Source organism: Alkaliphilus metalliredigens QYMF (genome assembly GCF_000016985.1).
In the GTDB taxonomy this organism is placed as follows: Bacteria; Bacillota; Clostridia; order Peptostreptococcales; family Natronincolaceae; genus Alkaliphilus_A; species Alkaliphilus_A metalliredigens.
The window spans coordinates 4832040-4852494 of record NC_009633.1 but is presented as its reverse complement, the minus strand read 5'-3'; the positions used below and the strand labels follow the sequence as shown (position 1 = coordinate 4852494).

At 36.4% G+C, this 20455-nt stretch carries 20 protein-coding genes and 2 riboswitches; of the genes, 16 read left to right on the top strand and 4 right to left on the bottom strand.

Annotated features, from left to right (window positions below):
* The first annotated feature begins 10 nt into the window (after positions 1-10).
* The 3 genes from AMET_RS23610 to AMET_RS23600 all read left to right on the top strand — a co-directional run bounded on the left by AMET_RS23610 (position 11) and on the right by AMET_RS23600 (position 2424).
* The gene (locus AMET_RS23610; protein WP_012065679.1) at positions 11-457 is read left to right on the top strand and encodes a GNAT family N-acetyltransferase; all 447 of its coding nucleotides are present in this window, start codon (positions 11-13) and stop codon (positions 455-457) included.
* Positions 458-532: 75 nt separating this feature from the next.
* Entirely contained in the window at positions 533-1399 is an 867-nt protein-coding gene (locus AMET_RS23605; protein WP_012065678.1) for a VOC family protein, read from the top strand.
* Positions 1400-1494: 95 nt separating this feature from the next.
* Positions 1495-2424 (top strand): vanadium-dependent haloperoxidase, encoded by a 930-nt coding sequence (locus AMET_RS23600; RefSeq protein ID WP_012065677.1) that lies wholly within the window; start codon positions 1495-1497, stop codon positions 2422-2424.
* A 212-nt stretch (positions 2425-2636) separates the two neighbouring features.
* Here AMET_RS23600 and AMET_RS23595 read toward each other — a convergent pair whose 3' ends face one another.
* Positions 2637-3812 (bottom strand): MFS transporter, encoded by a 1176-nt coding sequence (locus AMET_RS23595; RefSeq protein WP_012065676.1) that lies wholly within the window; start codon positions 3810-3812, stop codon positions 2637-2639.
* Between the two features lie 253 nt (positions 3813-4065).
* Positions 4066-4258, top strand: a riboswitch (cobalamin riboswitch).
* A gap of 185 nt (positions 4259-4443) precedes the next feature.
* Between AMET_RS23595 and nikA the strand changes: the two genes are divergently transcribed.
* The 6 genes from nikA (at position 4444) to AMET_RS24665 (ending at position 12008) form a co-directional block, all read left to right on the top strand.
* A complete protein-coding gene (nikA, locus tag AMET_RS23590) occupies positions 4444-6045 on the top strand; it encodes a nickel ABC transporter substrate-binding protein (protein WP_012065675.1) in 1602 nt (533 codons plus the stop codon).
* 83 nt (positions 6046-6128) lie between these two features.
* The gene (gene opp1B, locus AMET_RS23585; RefSeq protein ID WP_012065674.1) at positions 6129-7058 is read left to right on the top strand and encodes a nickel/cobalt ABC transporter permease; all 930 of its coding nucleotides are present in this window, start codon (positions 6129-6131) and stop codon (positions 7056-7058) included.
* A gap of 1 nt (position 7059) precedes the next feature.
* On the top strand, positions 7060-7938 hold the full coding sequence (opp1C, locus tag AMET_RS23580; RefSeq protein ID WP_012065673.1) for a nickel/cobalt ABC transporter permease: 879 nt from the start codon (positions 7060-7062) through the stop codon (positions 7936-7938).
* Positions 7901-8746 carry an ABC transporter ATP-binding protein gene (locus AMET_RS23575; RefSeq protein WP_012065672.1) on the top strand — a complete coding sequence of 282 codons (846 nt, stop codon included), beginning with the start codon at positions 7901-7903 and terminating at the stop codon, positions 8744-8746. The genes opp1C and AMET_RS23575 overlap by 38 nt, the downstream gene beginning before the upstream one ends.
* Positions 8721-9476, top strand: coding sequence for an ABC transporter ATP-binding protein (locus AMET_RS23570; protein ID WP_012065671.1), 756 nt, complete (start codon positions 8721-8723; stop codon positions 9474-9476). The genes AMET_RS23575 and AMET_RS23570 overlap by 26 nt, the downstream gene beginning before the upstream one ends.
* A 630-nt stretch (positions 9477-10106) precedes the next feature.
* Positions 10107-12008, top strand: coding sequence for a methyl-accepting chemotaxis protein (locus AMET_RS24665; RefSeq protein ID WP_198135373.1), 1902 nt, complete (start codon positions 10107-10109; stop codon positions 12006-12008).
* A gap of 46 nt (positions 12009-12054) precedes the next feature.
* Here AMET_RS24665 and AMET_RS26380 read toward each other — a convergent pair whose 3' ends face one another.
* Positions 12055-12240 (bottom strand): hypothetical protein, encoded by a 186-nt coding sequence (locus AMET_RS26380; protein WP_041721254.1) that lies wholly within the window; start codon positions 12238-12240, stop codon positions 12055-12057.
* A 452-nt stretch (positions 12241-12692) separates the two neighbouring features.
* Positions 12693-12786: riboswitch (THF riboswitch) on the top strand.
* Between the two features lie 66 nt (positions 12787-12852).
* Between AMET_RS26380 and AMET_RS23555 the strand changes: the two genes are divergently transcribed.
* Positions 12853-13263: a folate family ECF transporter S component gene (locus tag AMET_RS23555; RefSeq protein WP_012065668.1), complete on the top strand. Its 411-nt coding sequence runs from the start codon at positions 12853-12855 to the stop codon at positions 13261-13263.
* Positions 13264-13276: 13 nt separating this feature from the next.
* On the top strand, positions 13277-14200 hold the full coding sequence (locus tag AMET_RS23550; protein WP_012065667.1) for an O-acetylserine/cysteine exporter: 924 nt from the start codon (positions 13277-13279) through the stop codon (positions 14198-14200).
* 122 nt (positions 14201-14322) lie between these two features.
* Here AMET_RS23550 and AMET_RS23545 read toward each other — a convergent pair whose 3' ends face one another.
* Complete coding sequence (locus AMET_RS23545) at positions 14323-15513, bottom strand: coenzyme F420-0:L-glutamate ligase (protein ID WP_012065666.1); 1191 nt, start codon at positions 15511-15513, stop codon at positions 14323-14325.
* A gap of 511 nt (positions 15514-16024) precedes the next feature.
* Here AMET_RS23545 and AMET_RS23540 point away from each other — a divergent pair.
* From AMET_RS23540 to AMET_RS23530, 3 genes are read left to right on the top strand one after another with little or no spacing between them, the layout of a single operon-like run.
* The gene (locus AMET_RS23540; protein WP_012065664.1) at positions 16025-16723 is read left to right on the top strand and encodes a YeeE/YedE thiosulfate transporter family protein; all 699 of its coding nucleotides are present in this window, start codon (positions 16025-16027) and stop codon (positions 16721-16723) included.
* Between the two features lie 10 nt (positions 16724-16733).
* Positions 16734-16961, top strand: a complete 228-nt coding sequence (locus AMET_RS23535; RefSeq protein ID WP_012065663.1) for a sulfurtransferase TusA family protein — start codon at positions 16734-16736, stop codon at positions 16959-16961.
* A 29-nt stretch (positions 16962-16990) separates the two neighbouring features.
* Positions 16991-17503, top strand: coding sequence for a YeeE/YedE thiosulfate transporter family protein (locus tag AMET_RS23530; RefSeq protein ID WP_278184261.1), 513 nt, complete (start codon positions 16991-16993; stop codon positions 17501-17503).
* A 105-nt stretch (positions 17504-17608) separates the two neighbouring features.
* On the opposite strand, the gene AMET_RS23525 is transcribed toward AMET_RS23530, so the two are convergent.
* The gene (locus tag AMET_RS23525) at positions 17609-18499 is read right to left on the bottom strand and encodes a LysR family transcriptional regulator (RefSeq protein WP_012065661.1); all 891 of its coding nucleotides are present in this window, start codon (positions 18497-18499) and stop codon (positions 17609-17611) included.
* A gap of 368 nt (positions 18500-18867) precedes the next feature.
* Here AMET_RS23525 and AMET_RS23520 point away from each other — a divergent pair, with 368 nt between their 5' ends.
* Together AMET_RS23520 and AMET_RS23515 are read left to right on the top strand one after the other, a co-directional pair.
* On the top strand, positions 18868-19599 hold the full coding sequence (locus AMET_RS23520) for a hypothetical protein (protein ID WP_012065660.1): 732 nt from the start codon (positions 18868-18870) through the stop codon (positions 19597-19599).
* Between the two features lie 27 nt (positions 19600-19626).
* Positions 19627-20313, top strand: coding sequence for a rhodanese-like domain-containing protein (locus tag AMET_RS23515; protein WP_012065659.1), 687 nt, complete (start codon positions 19627-19629; stop codon positions 20311-20313).
* Positions 20314-20455 lie beyond the last annotated feature (142 nt).

The window sequence follows — 20455 nt, the reverse complement described above, 5'->3', positions numbered from 1 at the left end:
AGAATAAGTAATGGCTAATTTCTCACATGGATTAATTATGATTCTAACCCATACTTCCGGTTTGCTCAGCATTTTGCTTGTACTCCGATTCAGCGATGAATTTTGTCATATTTTAAAAGCATCTCATCTAAATGAAGGTTTGATACTACCAGAAGAGGAAGAAAAGAGGGGGATGACGATCTACTTGGCAGAAAAAGATCAACAGATTATTGGAAAAGTCAATCTTCAATTGAGTACTAAAATTGGTGGAATATATGGTCTAGGTGTATTACCTGAGTATAGAGGAAAAGGATTTGGACGAGCAATTCTAATGATGGCTATAGAAAAGCTAAAAGAAGCCAATGCAGGTGAAGTGATGCTCCAAGTGGCTGCTGAAAATGCCAATGCCCTGAATTTTTATAAGTCCTGTGGCTTCATGGAGACATCAATCATGGATTATTATAAAATTAGATCATGACTTGACAGTTTAATGGAATCTTTAAGTTGGTATTATATAGATAAACACTATGTGGCTTAAAGGAGGCAGTGAATTATGTCAAAATATCATCGACCACCCAATACCTTTGTTGGTCAAGTGGACATTAAAGTGGGGGACTTAGAGAGAACACTTAACTTTTACCAAGGAGTTCTTGGATTTACTATATTAGAAAATCATGAAGGAAAGATCACGCTCACAGCAGATGGTAAGCTCCCCCTCATTAAAATTGAGCAGCCTGAAGATATAATTTCAAAGGAATCACAAACAACAGGGCTATATCATTTTGCAATCCTGTTACCGAGCCGGGCTGATTTAGGAACCATAATAAAGAAACTAAGAGAAATAAGTTATCCATTACAGGGAGGATCTCATCATGGTATTAGTGAAGCCATTTATTTAGAGGATCCCGATGGAAATGGAATCGAAATATATGCAGACACGCCACCTTCCACATGGAAATGGGAGAATGGAGTGTTGCCAGCAGAAGGAAAGGCATTGGATATAAAAGGCCTGTTAGCGGAAGCTGAAGATAAAGAATGGAAAGGAATCCCCTCTGAAGCACTGATTGGACACATACATTTAAGTGTGTCAGAGCTAGAAAAAACAGAAGCATTTTATCATCAGGGTATGGGATTTGATGTGGTAATGCGAATTCCAAGGAATGCAGTCTTTTTCTCTACAGGCGAGTATCATCATCATATAGGAACAAATATCTGGAACGGAATAGGCGCTCCTGCGCCTTCGGAAAATAGTGTGGGCATGAGTTCATTTTCTGTTGTGTTTCCTAGTGATGAAGCTAGGGAAAAAGTCATAAAGAAACTAAGGGATCTTAATTATCAGGTAAAAAAGGAAGAAGGTGTATTCATCACTGAGGATCCTTCGGGAAACCAGATTAGACTTGTGGTTTCAAGGGACATCTAAAAAAGTCCTTCAGTGACTTATATATTTCAAGTAACATAGACAATTTCCCTTCATATAATGTAATAATCAATATTATGTAGTGATGGGGGATAATTATGAAGATCGTGATACGCTCTAACATAGCAGTAGAATATCTAAGATTTCATAACAAAAACATAAAGATAAATAAGCCAAACAAAGGTAAAGTCCATAAAAAGGCTCACAAGAAATGGTCCTGCTTGCCTTATGCTGGAGAAACACGAAAGCCCATAGGAATTGACCCAGCCGCTGGTTCATGGCCCTTGTACTTCATGAAAAGAAGTAGAACTGGGAGATTTACGACACTAGATGGAAAAATGATTAGACTTACAATACAACATCCAGACAATATCGATTTCTGTAAAGAGCTATCGATTGTCAAGCGTGTACTAAAGAATATTACATGTGATCAAAGGAAAATTGCAGAATACTGGGGAGACGGGCCACCTACAAAGCAATGGACCCCTATCATAGATCGGTTGGTAGATACCTATAACCTTAGTCCAGCTCAATCTGCTCGTGTAATTGCAGCAGTTCAGGCGGGAATGAGCGATGCACTTGTCATCACTTGGTTCTATAAATACCTTTGGGACGTTCCCCGTCCAAATCAATTGGATTCAAAACTGATTACAGCAATTTGTACTCCAAAATTTCCAGCTTATCCATCAGGACACTCTGTTATATCGGGAACAGCTGAAGTCATCCTAAGTTATTTTTTCCCTCCAGAAGCTGAGCGTTTAAAAGAATTAGCCCAAGAGAACTCTATTTCACGCCTATATGGAGGCGTACACTTTCCATCGGATTTAAACGAAGGACTAAGACTTGGAAGGCAGATTGGAATGCTGATTGTAGATATATTAAAGTGTCAGCTTGATGGGAATAACAATGGGATTGATAGACCTTCAACACAGGATTTAAATGCGAGGTTACATCCCCATCCATACAATCAGGTGATTCCATATCCCTCTAGAGTTAGGTCATGTAATTTGCCACTTTTACCAGAGTAGTTAGTAACCATTTGTTAATATGTTATGATATGGATAAGCAATGTCACGCTTCTTATCTATATCAACTATTTAAAAAAAGAGAAATCCTCTTTCATTTTAGGATTTCTCTTTTTTAAAGTAAAAATATATTTTACATATTTTAAAAGGGTAACGGGCCTAGGATAATTAATTAGAACCCTAGAGCTCATAGAGGATAAAGTAATCTCATTATTTTAACCTCTAAGGGTAGTCGCAGAAGAGGCATTGGTTCTAATAATCAATGAAATGGCAAAGACCACAACAATCAGCCCAGTGAATAGGAAAGAAATGGAAAAATCAATTGAGCTACTTAAAGAACCAAGTGCAAGAGCAATGAGACCAATGGAAAAATCAATGATACTCTCTTGTACAGATAATACAGTGGCTCTTGTGCTGACGGGGGATAAATCAACCAACCAAGCAGACAAGACAGAAATACCACCATTAAACCCGATACCAGTTAGCAGGCTGCTAATGATTAAAATCGTATATTGACCGGAATCTAGGTAGTACAGTATGGAAACACCCAAACCTAGAAGGCCTATGGCTGGCCAGGCCACCATTGAACGTCCCCAACGATCAGATAGATGTCCTGAGATAAGAGTGGAGAAAATGCTAGCAATTCCAAAAAAAGTAAAATAAATACCAGGGTTACTGATTTCGGTCACTCTGGAAATGTAAAGTGTCACAAAGGAAAGTAAGGCGCCAAAGGAGGTTGCAGTTAATCCTATGCCTAAGTAGATCGCCCAATATTTTTTATCAAGCAAAACTGATAACATGGAATTAGAAATCCTTAAATTTGTAGATTGAGTGATTTCTACAAATTGAGTTTTAAATAGAAGAATGAGAGCAATAAGACCAAATAAAAAACAAGTCATAAACCAAAATCCAAAGCTAAATTGATTCATAATGAAGGATGAAGTAGCGGGACCCACCAATAAAGCAAAGGCGCCGATCAATCTGTAAACCCCCATATAAGTACCCACTTTATTTACTGGAGCCATATCAGCAACAGCAGAAATTGAACTAGATAGAAAAGCAGATAGGCCAAGGGCCTGAAGCATACGGGCTAAAGTCAATAACCAGAGGCTATTGCTATAATAAAATAATAATGAGGTTAGAGCAAAGCAGGCAGTTCCTATGAGTAAGGGAATTTTGCGGCCAACACGATCTGCCAAGGGTCCGAAATAGAAGCGCAGACAAATAGCAGTAATAAAAAACAAGGCGGTCTGAAGACCCGAGTGAAACTCAGTGCCACCAAGTTTTAGTATATAGAGTGGAAGTAAAGTGAAAGTTGAATTAAAGATGACCATGACTAAAAAATTAACAATAAACAGGAATGACAGATTTATCATTTTTTTTGATTCCAAAAGTGTAACCTCCTCTTAAGTTCCAGAAACAAATAAAATACGATGATATAGATAAAGTATTACTTCCATTATGACATAAACTCAAAGTCTTTTACATATAAAATGAGCTGAAGGTCGTCAAAAAATAAGAGAAGGTAATGGGACGATGAATTGAATCATTGTCCCATTACCTTCTGTATTTAATCAACAGAACCGTCCCCTTGATTTCTTGACAGGAAACAATATACAATATATACTGAAATTGTTAAAAATCTAATATTCTACGATAATAGGTTTGAAGGATCAAGGAAGTTGAGCCTTCAATTAAAAGGGAAACAGGTGTAAATCCTGTACGGTCCCGCCGCTGTAAAAGAGTAGTAGTGCAAAATATGCCACTGTTGATATGGGAAGGCTTTGCACTGTGATGATACTTGAGTCAGAAGACCTGCCTATTATTATAAATCACAACTCTACGGAGGATAGGGGGGTATGTTTTGATAAAATACAGGTTATTTTACCAATGATCTCCTTATGTAGTTAAGGAGATTTTTTGTTGCAGAAATTTGTTAATAACAGCAACTGTACTGGTGAAATCTTCAGTTGATAAGAGTTATAATATTAGATCTATTTTAAATTAGGAGGAGGAAAAGCAATGAAATGCAATAAAATAGTAGTGATGATATTGGTTTTAGCATTAAGTTTTTCTATGGTAGGCTGTAATACAGCGACAACACAAGCAAGTGGAGATATTGGTGAAGAAAAAACACAGCTGGTATACGCCAGTACCAAGGATATAAGGGATATTAACCCCCATACCTACTCTGGAGAAATGGCAGCACAAAATATGGTTTTTGAATCCTTAGTAATAAATACAGACGAGGGGGTAAAACCTTGGTTAGCTGAAAATTGGGAGATATCAGAGGATGGGAAGACCTATACCTTCAAATTGAGGGAAGATGTGAAATTTACTGACGGAGAGGTGTTCAATGCAGCAGCAGCTAAGATGAATATCGATGCCGTCATGAATAATTTCGAAAGACATGCATGGTTAGAGCTAGTAAATCAAATCGATCATGTGGATATTATAGATGACTTTACCATTGATTTAGTCCTAAAAAATGCTTATTATCCTACCCTTAGCGAATTGGCATTAACGAGACCCTTTAGATTTATATCGCCTAACTCCTTTATTGATGGCAACACGAAAGAAGGAGTAAATGGTTACATTGGAACAGGTCCTTGGGTGCTTAGTGAGCATAAAGAAAATCAGTATGCAATATTTACTGCCAATGAATCCTACTGGGGTGAAAAAGCAAAGCTTAATGCCGTTAAATGGCAAGTTATGCCGGATCATCAAACCATACTTCTTGCCCTTGAAAAGGGAGAGATTGACCTATTATTTGGAGCTGATGGAGACATGGTTGATTTAGATTCCTTTAAGGCTTTAGAAGATAGGGGGAAATATGTTACTGTAATGAGTGAGCCCATAGCTTCTAGGGCCATCCTATTAAATTCAAATAAAGAGATTACAGGAGATATCAAGGTAAGAGAAGCCTTGCAATACGCCATAGATAAAGAAGGCATCGCCGAGGGTATACTTAATGGTTCGGAATCCGTAGCAGATACCGTACTGTCTCCTACTGTTGCCTATTGCAATGTAGACTTGGAAAAAAGGTCCTATGATATAGATAAGGCATCAAAACTTTTAGATGCAGCCGGTTGGACTTTAGGTAATGATGGTTATCGGTACAAGGATGGTGCTAAAATGGAAATCACTATTTATTACAATTCCGATAATAGTCAAGAACGTATGATCAGTGAGTATATGCAAGATAATTTAAAAAATGCAGGTGTAAACTTGAAAATAGTTGGTGAAGAAAAACAAGCCTTCTTAGATCGACAAAAAACAGGAGATTTTGACCTTCAATATTCCTTATCTTGGGGTATTCCCTACGACCCTCAATCCTACGTATCTTCATGGAGAATCCCAGCCCATGGTGACTATCAGGCTCAAGTAGGACTTGAAAAAAAAGCGTGGCTAGATGAAATGATTGGAAATGTTATGATAGAAACCGACGAAAATACACGACAGGAAATGTACAATGAGATACTAACTTATATCCACGATGCCAGTGTATACATACCACTAACTTATTCTAGAACAAAAGCGGTATATGAACCTTCATTAAGAGGTGTTGGTTTTAATACATCCCAATATGAGATACCTTTTGAAAACATGTATTTTCAGCAATAAAGCTAAACATAGGATTCCTTACTAGGTAAGGAATCCTATGTAAAAGATGATGTTTAGATCTGAATTAGTAAGGGGGGCAATCAATGAGAAATTATATAATTCGCCGAATATTATTTATTATACCGATATTAATAGGAATAACCTTCATTTCGTTTTTGCTAATTAATTTAAACACCAGTGACCCGGCAGAAGTTGCCCTAAGGGTCAATGAAATTACCCCTACCGATGAAGCTGTAGCAGCCATGCGGGAAGAGTTAGGTTTAGACAAACCTTTTTTTGAAAGGTATATTATTTGGTTGGGAAATAGTCTTCGCTTTGACTTTGGAAATAGTTATATAAATAACAAGTCAGTTTCAGATGAAATGCTAAGCGCATTACCTGCTACACTATATTTGGCAGCAATAGCACTGATCATGATTTTGGGAATTAGTATTGTGGCAGGGATTTTATGCGCTATATTTGAAGACTCTATAGGAGATAAAATAATACGAGGAATCATATTTGTTGGGACGGCAATGCCTAACTTCTGGGTGGGGCTACTACTAATGTGGTTGTTTGCTGTAAAATTGGACTTGTTCCCTACCAGTGGGATGAGTGGTTTTAGCTCAGTGATTTTGCCGGCAGCTACATTATCCTTAAGCTATATTTCCATCTATACGCGATTGATTCGAAATAACATGATACAAAATAAAAATGAGAATTATGTACTGTATACCCGTATAAGGGGTTTAAAGAATTGGGCTGTCACGAAACATATATTTAGAAATTCAATCCAATCCTCTATTACGGCACTAGGGATGTCAATTCCTAAACTTATAGCTGGAACTGTAATTGTAGAAAACATTTTTGCATGGCCGGGAATTGGAAGATTGTGTGTTAGTGCTATATTTAATCGAGATTATCCTATCATTCAAGCCTATATTGTTATGATGGCTCTATTGTTTGTGGTATGTAATCTAATTGTAGATATTATTAGTGCATCCTTAGATCCTAGGATAAGGAGGACAACATAGTATGTATATTTGGAAAAAAATTAAATCAGATAAGCTTGCGGGGGTATGTTTGTTTTTCCTTGTGACGATTATTCTGTTGGGAGTTATAGCACCGGTAGCTGCTCCCAATGATCCTGTGGAAACAAATATTACAGAAAAGCTTTCTGGTATCAGTCTACAATATCCCTTTGGTACAGATCAGCTTGGGAGATGCATTTTCTCTCGGCTACTCTATGGGATCCGTACTACAGTGTGGATGTCTATTTGGACGACGCTGGCCACTATTTCTATTGGAACAATATTGGGGTTTGTGTCAGGGTACTTTAGAGGGTGGATAGATGAGATCATCATGCGTTTATGTGATGTGATGCTATCTTTTCCTAGTGAAGTGATGATACTGGCCATCGTAGGAATGCTAGGGCCTGGACTGGGTAATATCGTTATAGCTAATATTATTGCCAAGTGGGCTTGGTATACTCGGATGATAAGATCCATTGTGATACAGTATATGGATAAAAACTATATTTCTTTTGCTAAGGTAGTGGGTGGGAGTCCCTTTCATATTATGAAAAACCATTTGTTACCGGGGTCTCTAGGTGAAATCGTGGTATTAGCCTCTTTAGATACAGGAGCAGTTATATTGAGTGTTTCTGCATTATCTTTCTTAGGGCTAGGGGTGCAGGCACCAACTCCGGAATGGGGCATGATGCTGAACGAGGCCAAAAACATTATGATTACACATCCCACAAAAATGATTCCTCCTGGTATCGCTATATTAGCGGTGGTGGCGGCTTTTAATTTTATTGGAGATAAAGTGAGGGATATTATGGATCCTAAACATATGGATAGGAGGGTGAAAAACAATGAGTTTGTTGAAAGTGGAGAATCTGTCTGTAGTTGATTTGCGTAACGGGGAAAGAATCCTTCACAATCTGAACTTTTCTCTTGAACCCGATAGCTGTCTTGCCATTGTGGGGGAAAGCGGTAGTGGTAAGTCTATGACATGCAAGGCCATATTAAATTTGACCAATCCTTGGCTGGAAGTAACGGGAACTGTTTTCCTTCATGGAAAAGAAATCAAAAGAAATGATTCTGGTGCCATGCGAAAGATCAGAGGTAAAAACATTTCAATGATTCTACAAGATGCAATGACAGCTTTTGATCCTCTCTATACTATAGGTTATCAAATAGAAGAGACCCTTTGTGAGAATTTAAAGGTGTCAAAGAAGGATGCAAGGGCAATGGGGATAGAAGCTATGAATAAGATGAGTATTTATGATGCAAAAGATGTACTGAAAAAATATCCTCATCAGTTATCAGGTGGCATGCTCCAAAGGAGTATGATTGCGATTGCTATGGTTATGAAGCCAGATATTATTATAGCCGATGAGCCTACCACTGCTTTAGACTCTATCAATCAGCGTGATGTGGTAGAACAGTTTGAACTATTACAAAGTATAACCGGCACTGCGATCTTATTTATATCCCATGATTTAGGTGTTGTGCAGAGGTTAGCACAAAAAGTATTGGTGATGAAGGGTGGTGCTTGTGTAGAGTACGGAGATGCAAATCAGATTTTTAAAGAACCTAAAAATGATTATACTCGCTATTTAGTAGAAACTCGCATTGCTCTTTCACAGCCTTTTCACAAAATTATGAATAGGGAGGAGGTTAAAGTTATAAATGTTAAAAGTTCAAAATGTATATAAAAGTTATTCAAAGGCAGGGAGCCTATTTAGAAAAGATCAAATACAAGTTCTTTCTGGAATTAGTTTTGAAATTGAAGAAGGTGAGTGCGTTGGCTTGATTGGAGAAAGTGGTAGCGGTAAAAGTACGTTGTCTAGATTGATCATGGATTTAGAGAAACCAGATAAAGGGCTGATTACTTTAGAGGATGAAAGTATACAAGTATGGAAAAAGAAGAACCAAGGTCAAATAAGTGTGGTGTTTCAAGACTATACTTCATCTGTAAATCCACGATTTACTGTAGAACAAGTTATTACAGAGCCTATGATGATAAGAGGCAAGCAAGAGCATATAAAAACCAAAGCAACGCAACTGTTAGATAGAGTAAATCTGTCATCGCAGTTTTTGAATAGATACCCCCATGAACTAAGTGGAGGACAATTACAGAGGGTGTGTATTGCTAGAGCAATTTCTACCAAGCCAAGATTTGTTATTTTGGATGAAGCCATAAGCTCTCTAGATGTCTCAATACAAGCTCAGATATTAGATTTATTAAAAGAGCTTAAGACTGATTTAAATCTTACCTATTTGTTTATAGCCCATGATCTTCAGGCCGTGGCCAGTTTATGTGACAAGGTACTGTTTCTATATAAAGGTAAGATAGAAGAAAGGTTGCCTATAACAGAACTAGCGAGAACTGAAAATGAATATGCTAAGAAATTATTATCCTCTGTGATAGCTTTTGAAGCATGAATCTGGGGTGAATCTGGGGGACGGTTCTTTCGATTGGTTAATTGACATATTTTAGATTATAAATATGAGTGGGTAGTATGAAGAATTTTCTCATACTGCCTTTTTTAGTGAGGAAAAATGTGGTGGTGATAGTAAGTATTGCATCTTTTACTGATGTTTTTTAGGACAATCAGATCATTTACATGATTAATGTCATCTATGCATTCTGAATCAAATATAAGTGTGCTATAGTAATAGTAGAGGGGTAGCAACTTCGATTGTGAATTTATGGAAATACACCCATAATATGGTATTTGAGGCTGTTTAGCCACTTCCATTTTACCATTTTGATCAGGTGTATTTTATTTTTTTATGGAATTTGTGTACTCTTTGAAGAGGCTCTTATGGGAAATCCAAACTTGTGTTGCAATTTAATAACTAAGGAAGGTGGTGAACTGTCATGAAGCATTAGAATTGAACTTATAAGAGATTCAGTATTTTATAAACAGCTGTATTTACAGATTACAGAAGAGATAGGAGAGATGATTACATATGGGTATTCGCTTAAAATTATCATTAGTAATTTCGCTGTTAATTGTACTATCTTTATCTTTGTTATCATTTGGGGGGTACACCTTTTCTAAGAGGTCTATGCTGGAATCAAATGATGACCTCTTAAAAAGTGCTGTTGATATACGAACTCAAGAAGTAGAGCTGTTTTTAGTAGATTCGATTTCCAAGGTAGAAGGTTTTTCTCGCCTTAAAGGTTTGCTTGATGCTAACCCTGAAGAAGCTGTTCCGGAATTAGCAAGGGTATTTCCCTCTTTTCAAGATACATTTGCCAATATCTCCATGGCAAATGCAGAAGGAACGAGATGGAATTATATCGGTGAAGAAGGTTCCATTGCTAGCCGGGAGTATTTTACCCATACAATGACTACAAATGAGTCAATGATTTCTGATGTACTGGTATCAAATACATCTGGAAAACTATCTGTGATTGTTGTATCGCCAATCATGAATGAAGAAAATATGACTAAAGGAGTAGGTTATGCAACATTAGAATTAGATAGAATACAAGAGATAATCACTGGATTGGAATTTGGGGAAACAGGATTCGGTTTTATCTTTGACCAACATGGTATGATACTAGCCCATGGAGCAGAGGATTCCCTTCTAGGCGAATTAATTACAGAATCTGAGAGCATGCAACAACACCCCATAAAATATATATGGGATCATAAAGAATCACAAGATGATTCTCGTTATGCTTTATTGGAACATGATCTGCATGGAAGTGAATACTTAACAACAATTGTTCCTGTGAATATTATGGGAAACACACCATGGTATTTAGGACTTTCTGTTGAACAAGCTGAAATACAACAAAATGTTCATTCTTTAAAATGGATATTTTTGATTATTTCTGCAACATGTATTTTCATCGCAGTTATAATTGCAATACTCTTCAGCATGAAGCTGATCTCACCGATAATTCTAATTAATGAAATCACAAAAAAAATAGCCAGTGGTAACCTTAAGCAAGACAATGTAGATATTAAAAGCAAGGATGAACTAGGCCAGCTCCATCAAAATGTTACGTTAATGACAAACAGTCTACGGGAGTTCATCCAACAAATTGTAAATACTTCCGATCAAGTGGCTTCTTCATCAGTGGCATTGACTGCCACCAGTGAACAATCCGCCATAGCAGCAGAAGAAGTAGCAAAAACAATTGAAGAGATTGCTAGGGGTACAAGTGAACAAGCCAAAGATACAGAACTTGGAGCAGGAAGTATTAATGAATTAGGTAAATTGATAGAAAATGATCAGCAATATGTTCAGGAATTAAATACTTCGATTGATGTCGTTAATACCCTAAAAAATGAAGGCTCTGAAATTATTAAAGACTTAGTAGAAAAAACAGAATCTAATAATGAAGCTTTACAAATCATAAATGGCGTTATTATTAATACCAATGAAAGTGCACAAAAAATAGAAGTTGCTAGCCAAATGATTAGAAGTATAGCAGAGCAAACAAACCTTTTAGCATTAAATGCTGCTATAGAAGCAGCCAGAGCAGGGGACGCCGGAAGGGGATTTGCAGTTGTAGCAGAGGAAATACGAAAACTAGCAGAAAACTCTAGTGAATTTACACAACAAATAGCTACTATTACTCAAGAGTTAACAGCTAAAACAGAACTCACCGTTAGCACAATGCAAGAAGTAGATTCAATCACGACATCTCAAACAATGAGTGTTTCAATGACTAATGATAAATTTGAAGGAATTGCTAAAGCAATTGAAAACATACAGAAATTAATTTCAATGATTACCTTATCGGGAAAAGAAATGGAAGGTAAAAAGAGTGAAGTTATTAGTATCATTGAAAACCTATCGGCTATATCAGAAGAAACTGCAGCAGGAACACAAGAAGCCGCTGCTTCTGTTGAAGAGCAAACTGCCTCTATGATAGAGATTGCAAATTCAAGTGAAGCTTTAGGTCAATTGGCCGAGGAAATGAAGAAGAATATTTCAAAATTCCAACTTTAGAATACAATCAGACGCAATGATTTTAATCCCTTCATTACCTTAAATTTCAGTGATTCATCTGGTAGGGTGGTGGTAACATCACCCTCTCTCTTATAGCTTTATTGTCCGTGGACCCTATCCTAAAAAAAATGGATACTAGGCCGTCAAAGCTTCCCACCATAAATCCAGCGTTCTTAATGACTGCTGGTTTTTTCTTTTCCTCCATTTTGTTTAGCTTTAGTACATATTTCAAAAAATACTTGACTTTTTTAAATCCCCCCAATAATAAATGTGAACGGATTGATTTTCGTTACTAATTATTATAAAGGCGGTTTTAGCATGTTAGGTAAATGACGTACTCACCATGAATATCAAATTTCTTTAGTGGAAAATTTATCGCTTTTGGCTCATCTTAACCCTGGTTCTCTTTATTGCTCATGGAAAGACAGTTCTATTCATATTTTATTTTCAACAGTATGTATGTCAATTAATTCAATTGAACAATTCTGTCGGCGTTGTTGACGGAACACAGGATATGGGAATTATTTCGTGTATGGATGAGATTATCGAGAAAAGCCAGAAAGACACGAAGATAAAAATCATACAATCCGAATTTAATAAGACTAATTTAAATTTGTTGTATTTTGGGTATTGGTATATAATGTATGCGAGGTTATCTTTAATATAACAATATAAATATTAGAAGACAGAGTAAATAATATGCGTAAAGTGTCAAAGGATGGAACGTTGTATTTGAACGAAGAGCAAATGCTTGCGACATATTATTGCGTTCGCTGTTAATATCAGTAATATCTTCTTTCTAATATGACAGTCTGTCATATTTTGTATGAAAGGAGGTATTTTTATGAAAAAGTTAGATACAAAGATTATTATAATATCGGGTTTTTTAATTTCATTAAACATTGTACTGTCAAGAATTGTTGCTATTCCAGGTATTATAAAGTTTGGCGGGTTTCTAATTATATTTGGAGGCTTAGTATTTGGACCTGTAGTTGGTGGAATAATAGGTACAATAGGGGATATTGTTAGCCACATAGTTAGACCTACAGGACTTTTTATGCCACATTTTGTTTTAACTTCTGCTCTTACAGGTATTATTCCTGCAATTGTAGTTAGAAGTTTAAAGATTGATCTAGCCAAACTGTCTTCATGGAAGATAATCGTATCTATATTTGTAGGACAAATGATAACAACTGTTGTAATGGTTCCGTATTTTCTTAATACTCTTTTTAATATTCCATTAGCTGTAAGCTAGGGGGGTTGTACTATTGAATAAACGTGATATAGGGATAGGATTAATTGTGGCAACTTTATGGGGACTGAACTTTATAGCTATTAAACTTGGATTGGCCGATATGCCACCATTGTTATTAGCTACCATTCGCTTTATGGTTGTTTGTATACCTGCTATCTTTTTTTTGCCTAAGCCACCAGTAGATTGGCGATGGCTCATTGCTCTAGGATTGACCCTAAATGTTGGACAATTTGCTTTTCTTTTTATGGGAGTTAAACTAGGTATGCCTGCGGGGCTTTCATCACTTGTGCACCAGTCCCAGGTCTTTTTTACTTTAGTTATTGCGACCTTGTTTCTAGGAGAACAGTGGAAATGGAATCATGTAGTTGGTCTTATAATAGCGACAGGAGGTATGGTTGTTGTAGGATCACAGCAAGGAGGCAGTATGACAGCAGTTGGATTCTGGTTAACATTAATTGCAGCTGCTAGCTGGGGGATTGGAAATGTAATTATGCGACGTACAACAAAAGACGCTCCTCCTTTTTCTATGTTATCTTTAGTCGTATGGGCGGGTGGGATTGCTATTCTACCCCTTGGTCTTTTCTCCTTATACTTTGAAGGAGCTACTGCATGGAAGTTAGCCTGGGATTCTCTAAATTGGATAACAATAGTTTCAATAATTTACTTAGCATACTTTGCATCATTAGGTGGTTATGGGCTATGGGGCAGATTACTTTCGTGTTACCCTGCAGCTGTAGTTTCTCCTTTTTCCTTATTGGTTCCAGTAATAGGTATGAGTAGTGCTGCCTTGTTTTTAAATGAGACATTTTCTCTGTGGCAGATTATTGGAGCTTTGTTGGTAATGTTAGGTTTGGCAGTCAATGTTTTTGGAGGAAGACTAAATAAAAATGCAAATAAAAAGAGAATGTTAGTGGAAAAGATAAAATTATTGAATTAATGAATGGACTTGATCTAAATCAAGAATGGATTCGTTAAGAATGTAATTATCAGATCATAAAGGTAATGGGACAATGAATTGAATCATTGTCCCATTACCTTCTGTATTAATGAATACATGTTTTATTCCGTGTAGTTATCAAAGTAACCTTGGATGTATATAATAGGGGTCCCTTTATCTCCGCTTCCTGAAGTCAAGTCACACAGGGAGCCTAGCAGGTCAGTAAGTCTTCTAGGAGTCGTACCTTGGGCTTCCATGGCACCCACAAGGTTAGAACCTTTGTTTTTAATATGAGTAGAGATTGCTTCTTTTAGTGCGGCGCCTGTTAAGTGAGCAAAGTTATTATCCGCAAGATATTTCAATTTAACTTCGTTAGGTGTTCCTTCAAGTCCTGATGTGTAGGCTGGTGATACAACAGGATCAGCAAGTTCCCAAATTTTCCCCACAGGGTCTTTAAATGCACCATCTCCATAAATCATGACTTCTACGGTTTTTCCCGTTTTTTCTTTTAATATAGATTGAATCTTATCAACAACAGGCTGGGAATCCCGAGGGAAAAGTTTAACACTGTTTTCAGTTGATTTATTTGAGCCTAAAAGACCATAGTCCTGGTTATATCCATTTCCATCAATAGATGTCGATAAAATCTCATCGAGACTGTAAACTTTATCAGCGCCGTTGGCTTTCAGTATTTTTTTTGTTCTAGATCTTGTGTGAATATCGCAGGCAAGAACATTTTTTGTATAGTCTAAAATTGTCTTGGCATTGTTGGAGAAAATAACCTCACATTCAACACCATATTCTTGGATTAAAGACTTATAATAATCGATATAGTCAACACCTGTAAATGTATGTTTTTCATATCCAAAGTAATCACGGAACTGTTTCTCGGTTAAAACATCTGTCCAAGGATTAACGCCTTTCTCATCAAGCAAATCTAGATCTACTAAGTGGTTACCCACTTCATCCGATGGATAGCTAAACATTAAAACGATTTTCTTAGCCTCCTTGGCTATGCCACGAAGGCAAATGGCAAAACGGTTACGACTTAATATAGGGAAGATCACGCCGATGGTGTCATTTCCAAACTTTGAGTTTACATCCTTTGCAATGGCATCGATGGTTGCATAGTTTCCTTGTGCACGAGCCACTACAGATTCGGTGATGGCAACAACATCCTTATCATTCACGGTAAATCCTTCTACCTGTGAAGCCTTTAGTACTGTATCAACAACGATCTCTGGTATAGAATCTCCTTGACTAATGATCGGTGCACGAAGACCTCTAACCACAGTTCCTACTATTCTTTCCATTTATAACATCTCCTTAATGATTGGCTTTTTGTTAAACTACCAACTCTATACTTGTACTATACATTATATTTATGGTATAAGTAAAATAAATATATGTAATATTTAATATAAGCTTATATGATAGCAAAACTAGATTTGTATAAGGTTTTTAGTGAGGTAGCAAAATGCAAAAGTTTTTCCAAGGAATACCTACAAAATAAGAGATTACATGAGGTGCAGATTGTTGATGCAATACCTAAAAGAGGCATCGGTTTTTGTTTTTTAAAAAGTGTCTCTCTCTCCTGCATCTACTAAATTTGTTGAAATTATAGAAGGTCAACACAAAGAGTCATAAGAATTTTTATCATTATTCAATCAATGATTTATAAAAGTAAAAATCGTAGTTGACTTAATTACAAAAGTGCTATAAAGACTAGATATGTTTTGTGATATAATTAACTATATACTCCATAGTCTCATAATAATAGAGTATTAACTGATTGGAGCAATGGCTTAAGGAGGTAAAAGCTTGATGTCATCTAGTAAGATCGAGGAACTAAAAAAGCAAAGAACAAAGCAACTGAGAAAAAGAAAAAATCAATTACCATATGCAAGGGTAGTGACAGTTGTGGCATTGTTAGTATATATAGTGCTTATCAATTATAATTTGAAATTTAGTAGCTTTTGGATCATTGGTATTCTAATGGGAGTGACTATGCAGCGGGCTAGATTTTGCTTTACTGCAGGATTTAGGGATCCCATTATGGTAGGAAGCACTTCGCTTTTAAAGGCGGTCCTTTTAGCATTTATGGTATCAACTATTGGATTTTTTATCATACAGTATCATGCTGTGTTAATGAACCCTGACTATCTGTTGATAGATATTCCCGGACAACTGAAGCCTGTAGGCGTCCATACTGCCTTTGGGGGGATTTTGTTTGGTGGGGGAATGGTGATTGCTGGAGGATGTGCCTCTGGAACACTGATGCGGATCGGGGAAGGATATATGCTCCAGCTAGTGGTTTTGATGGGTTTTATTGTGGGAGCACTTATAGGAAGCTGGCATTTCCCTTTTTGGGACAGGTTATTAATATCTCAGGCACCAGTTATCTATTTTCCTAGCTACTTTGGTTTTTTTCCTTCTTTGATAATACAATTAGTATCACTGGGTAGTTTATATTTTATTGCGGATTGGTACGATAAAAAGAATAATATAATGAAAATGATGTAGGAGGTAGACGATGGAAGAGTACAAGTTAGATTGTCTATATGAGGCATGTCCTATCCCTTTGTTAAAGGCATTAAAGCAATTAAAAAAAATGGAAATAGGTGATCTTTTAATTATGCACACAGATCATAATTGTTCCATTAGAAATGTAGTAGAATGGACTAAAAAGCAAGGACATGAAATTGATTATATCGAGATTGCAGAAGGTGAGTGGGAAATCTATATTGAAAAGGTAAAATAGCCTTAAGTTAGGAGGATAAGCCATTGAGAGTGTATGATAAAGTAGTTAAAGACCCTTGGCCCTACTGGATTGGAGGCATATTATTAGCCCTACTCAATATTTGCTTACTGATTGTCACGGGATCTACTTGGAGGGTGAGCGGAGGGTTTTTGTATTGGGGGGCATGGGGCTTGGAAAAGATAGGATTCACTCCTGCCAACTGGTATTATTTTAGTGTGTATCAAAATGGAGTAGAGGAAGGTCAAACCTTTTTAAATAATCCAAATACAGTTCTTAATATTGCTGTTATTGTGGGGGCATTGATAGCTGCTTTATGGGCCAGTGAGTTTAAGTGGAAAAAAATCAAAAATGTAAAACAGCTCTGTTTTGCTTTAATTGGTGGCATTGTGATGGGGTATGGAACAATCTTAAGCTTTGGCTGCAATATCAGCGCTTATTTCAGTGCAATTCCTTCCTTTTCATTACATGGATGGGTTTTTGCCGCATTCATGTTTGTTGGATCATGGATAGGGAGTAAAGTATTAATTAGATATATTTTATAGATAAAAAATAATATGTGAATATGAAAAAGTAGTCTCAAAAAAATCAAACCACACCTTGCAATGAATGATAACAGGTGCAGTTGGATTTTGTGAGGCTATTTTTTTTTAACAAAATCCTTTCTTAGAGGACTTAATAAAATCGATAAATTGGCTCTCATAGGCTGTAAACTGATGATCCTCTCGATAAGCTATATAAAAATCGCTGTAGATATCAAGACCTTCTATTTCGATCTCATGCAGTACGCCATCCCGAAGTTCTTTTTGTATTGTTAGGGCTGGAATAAAAGAAATACCTTTACCAGAGATAACAGAAGTCTTAATGGCTTCCATGGAATTTAGTTGATAAATAATATTTAAGTCCTGCACTTTAATACCAGAAGGGGATAAATGCTGTTTGATAGTTTCCCGTGTTCCAGATCCCTCTTCTCGGAAGATGAGGGGAAGACGATTTAACTCCTCTAGGGTGATTTTATTCTTTAACATAGGCAAGGAAGTACTTAAGATTAATCTATCAGAGGTAATTTTTTCTGTTTTGATATTTTTTCTTTTCATACTACTATGAATGAGACCGATGTTGACGGTTCGGTCTGAAAGATTTTCCATGACGGTTTCTGAATTGGTAACATCATAGGTGATGCTCACATCCTGGTGATCTTGTTTGTACACATAAATACTACAGGGAAGGGCATATTCTCCTACGGCCTTACAGCAACCAATGATTAAATCCTTCTTACTGGTTTTAAGGTTTTCTAAATCCCTTTCAATGTTGCCCTGCATAGAAAGAATGGTATTTGCATAGTCAAAGACCACCATTCCTGCCTCGGTCAGCTCAACCCCTTTGTTACTTCTACTGAGAAGCGTTACGTCTAACTCCTTTTCTAAAGACTGAATTTGCATACTTAAGCCTGGTTGGGTTAAATGGAGTTCCTTGGCTGCTTTGGAAATGCTATTTAGCTTTACTGTGACATAAAAAGCTTTTAAATATTGGAGGTTCATTTGATCCGCTCCCTCTAAAGTAAGTCTCATTTTATCGTTGAATACTAATTGTTATTATATCATGAAATATTTTTTTTGGAAAAGCCAATTACGCTAATGGAAATTGTTAATTTTTAATCAAGTATAAGTGATCATTATACATCATAACTAACTCTTATTATCCCTGTAGGTGAAACTAGAATATAATAAGAGCTACAGAAGTCTATTTAACACAAAAATTTAACAGTCTATATAATTGATTGACTCATTATTAAAAAGGGATGTGATAAAAAAGCAACAGGATACAAGGTGTTTCCAAGATTCTTTATTAGTTAACATTAAAATATGTTTCGGTAATTTAATGAGCAATTTTTGTGAGGAGGATAAAAATGAAAAAAATTATGTTATTAATGATTATTGGTTTTCTAGTTTTGGGTTTGGCTGGTTGTGGTTCAACTGAAGTCGAGGGAGGTCAAGAGAATCAAGCCTCAACAGAGGTGGTAGAGACAGGAGACGTTACTTTAGAAATGGTTAACGAGTTTCTTAACCAGAGTGGAGACCTAGGTCCTGGCTCTATTGCAAATCCTGTTGCAGTAATTCCTTTTGCCCATATTGATGGTCCTCAAAATGAATCTGATTTCTATGCCTTTGTAAATTTTGAGTATCAATCACGGGACTATGTTAAATATCAAGTTACGTATTTATCCTGTACCTGTCGTTCGGCAGCTGTAAATTATTGGCAAACTGCTTATATTGAACTAAGTTTACCAAGTAGTAAAAATCCTGATGATGTTGTTTTAAGACATATCTCTTTTGACCAAGATGCTTCAGGAGATTACCTTGCTGGTTTTTGGGGGGATAGTGATCCAACTCCAGCGGGAGTGACCTATGAAGTTTTTAAAGATGAGTATATCTCTTTTTTCAATGGTAAAGAAAATTCATATCTTCAAACATTGAGTACGATGTGGGACATTGATATGGATGATTATACTGCTGGTGAAGGAAGAGAAGATTTTGAAATTGATACATTTACCGGTTCTTCTGTTTCAACAAATAACATCATTCGAATCATTGATGGAATGATGGATTACCATGCAGAGAATGAATTTTTTCAAGAATAAATTATAAAAGTTCTAGGGGGAATGCAAATGTCAAAAAAATTATTAATTCTACTTATTTCAATTTTAGCACTTACAGGATGCTCTTCAGGGCAAACCGAGGTAGAACTTATTGCCGATGGATGGGTACAAAATCCAATGGAACAAGGATATGTACTCTTAGAAGAATTAGAAGAACAAGGATATATATTCCAAGAGGAATTACCACAAAGCGTAAAGGATGAATGTAAAGAAAACGTATTTTCTGCTGATTGTTCTTCTATTAATGTTGAAAATTTAGATCAGTACCTTAATAGAAGTGATGTTGTGTATATTGACTTAAGAGATTATGACGACTATGCAAAAAAACATTTTAAAAACTTTGAGGTGATACCTTATTTCGCATTGATGTTCAATGCCGAGGCACACTCAGATGAAACGAAGGTTCAATTATATGGTGGCGTACCAACAGATCCCATCGCAGCTTACGATCAATCTGATGCAATTCTAAATGAAATATTTCCAAAGGATAAAACAATCTTCATTATGTGCCAATCTGGTGCACGTGTGGCATGGATGATGGAGATTTTAGAAGCAAAAGGATATGACATGAGTAAAATATACAATGTTGGTGGCTTGGGTCAATACACAGATGCGAAGTATGCGGCACATATTACCGATACCCTTGAATTTACAATAGATGTTACTTATAGTATGGAGGGACTAACTAGAAACTAAGTAGAGAAAAGTATTGAATCCCTATGATGTTGTGATGTTGTAAACAATCATAGAAAAGAGCAGGCACCCTGAAGGGTACCTGCTCTTTTCTTTTAAAATAAGTCAGTTATGTCTATAAAAAAACTGGAGTCCGAGGATCTCA

Bases quoted from the DNA above. Each gene is read 5' to 3' on its own strand.
- AMET_RS23605 (WP_012065678.1), top strand. From the start codon at position 533: ATGTCAAAATATCATCGACCACCCAATACCTTTGTTGGTCAAGTGGAC.
- AMET_RS24665 (WP_198135373.1), top strand. From the start codon at position 10,107: ATGCTGGAATCAAATGATGACCTCTTAAAAAGTGCTGTTGATATACGA.
- nikA (WP_012065675.1), top strand. From the start codon at position 4,444: ATGAAATGCAATAAAATAGTAGTGATGATATTGGTTTTAGCATTAAGT.
- opp1C (WP_012065673.1), top strand. From the start codon at position 7,060: ATGTATATTTGGAAAAAAATTAAATCAGATAAGCTTGCGGGGGTATGT.
- AMET_RS23555 (WP_012065668.1), top strand. From the start codon at position 12,853: ATGAAAAAGTTAGATACAAAGATTATTATAATATCGGGTTTTTTAATT.
- AMET_RS23525 (WP_012065661.1), bottom strand. From the start codon at position 18,499: ATGAACCTCCAATATTTAAAAGCTTTTTATGTCACAGTAAAGCTAAAT.
- opp1B (WP_012065674.1), top strand. From the start codon at position 6,129: ATGAGAAATTATATAATTCGCCGAATATTATTTATTATACCGATATTA.
- AMET_RS23535 (WP_012065663.1), top strand. From the start codon at position 16,734: ATGGAAGAGTACAAGTTAGATTGTCTATATGAGGCATGTCCTATCCCT.
- AMET_RS23570 (WP_012065671.1), top strand. From the start codon at position 8,721: ATGTTAAAAGTTCAAAATGTATATAAAAGTTATTCAAAGGCAGGGAGC.
- AMET_RS23575 (WP_012065672.1), top strand. From the start codon at position 7,901: ATGAGTTTGTTGAAAGTGGAGAATCTGTCTGTAGTTGATTTGCGTAAC.
- AMET_RS23600 (WP_012065677.1), top strand. From the start codon at position 1,495: ATGAAGATCGTGATACGCTCTAACATAGCAGTAGAATATCTAAGATTT.
- AMET_RS23545 (WP_012065666.1), bottom strand. From the start codon at position 15,513: ATGGAAAGAATAGTAGGAACTGTGGTTAGAGGTCTTCGTGCACCGATC.
- AMET_RS23515 (WP_012065659.1), top strand. From the start codon at position 19,627: ATGTCAAAAAAATTATTAATTCTACTTATTTCAATTTTAGCACTTACA.
- AMET_RS23520 (WP_012065660.1), top strand. From the start codon at position 18,868: ATGAAAAAAATTATGTTATTAATGATTATTGGTTTTCTAGTTTTGGGT.
- AMET_RS23610 (WP_012065679.1), top strand. From the start codon at position 11: ATGGCTAATTTCTCACATGGATTAATTATGATTCTAACCCATACTTCC.
- AMET_RS23540 (WP_012065664.1), top strand. From the start codon at position 16,025: ATGTCATCTAGTAAGATCGAGGAACTAAAAAAGCAAAGAACAAAGCAA.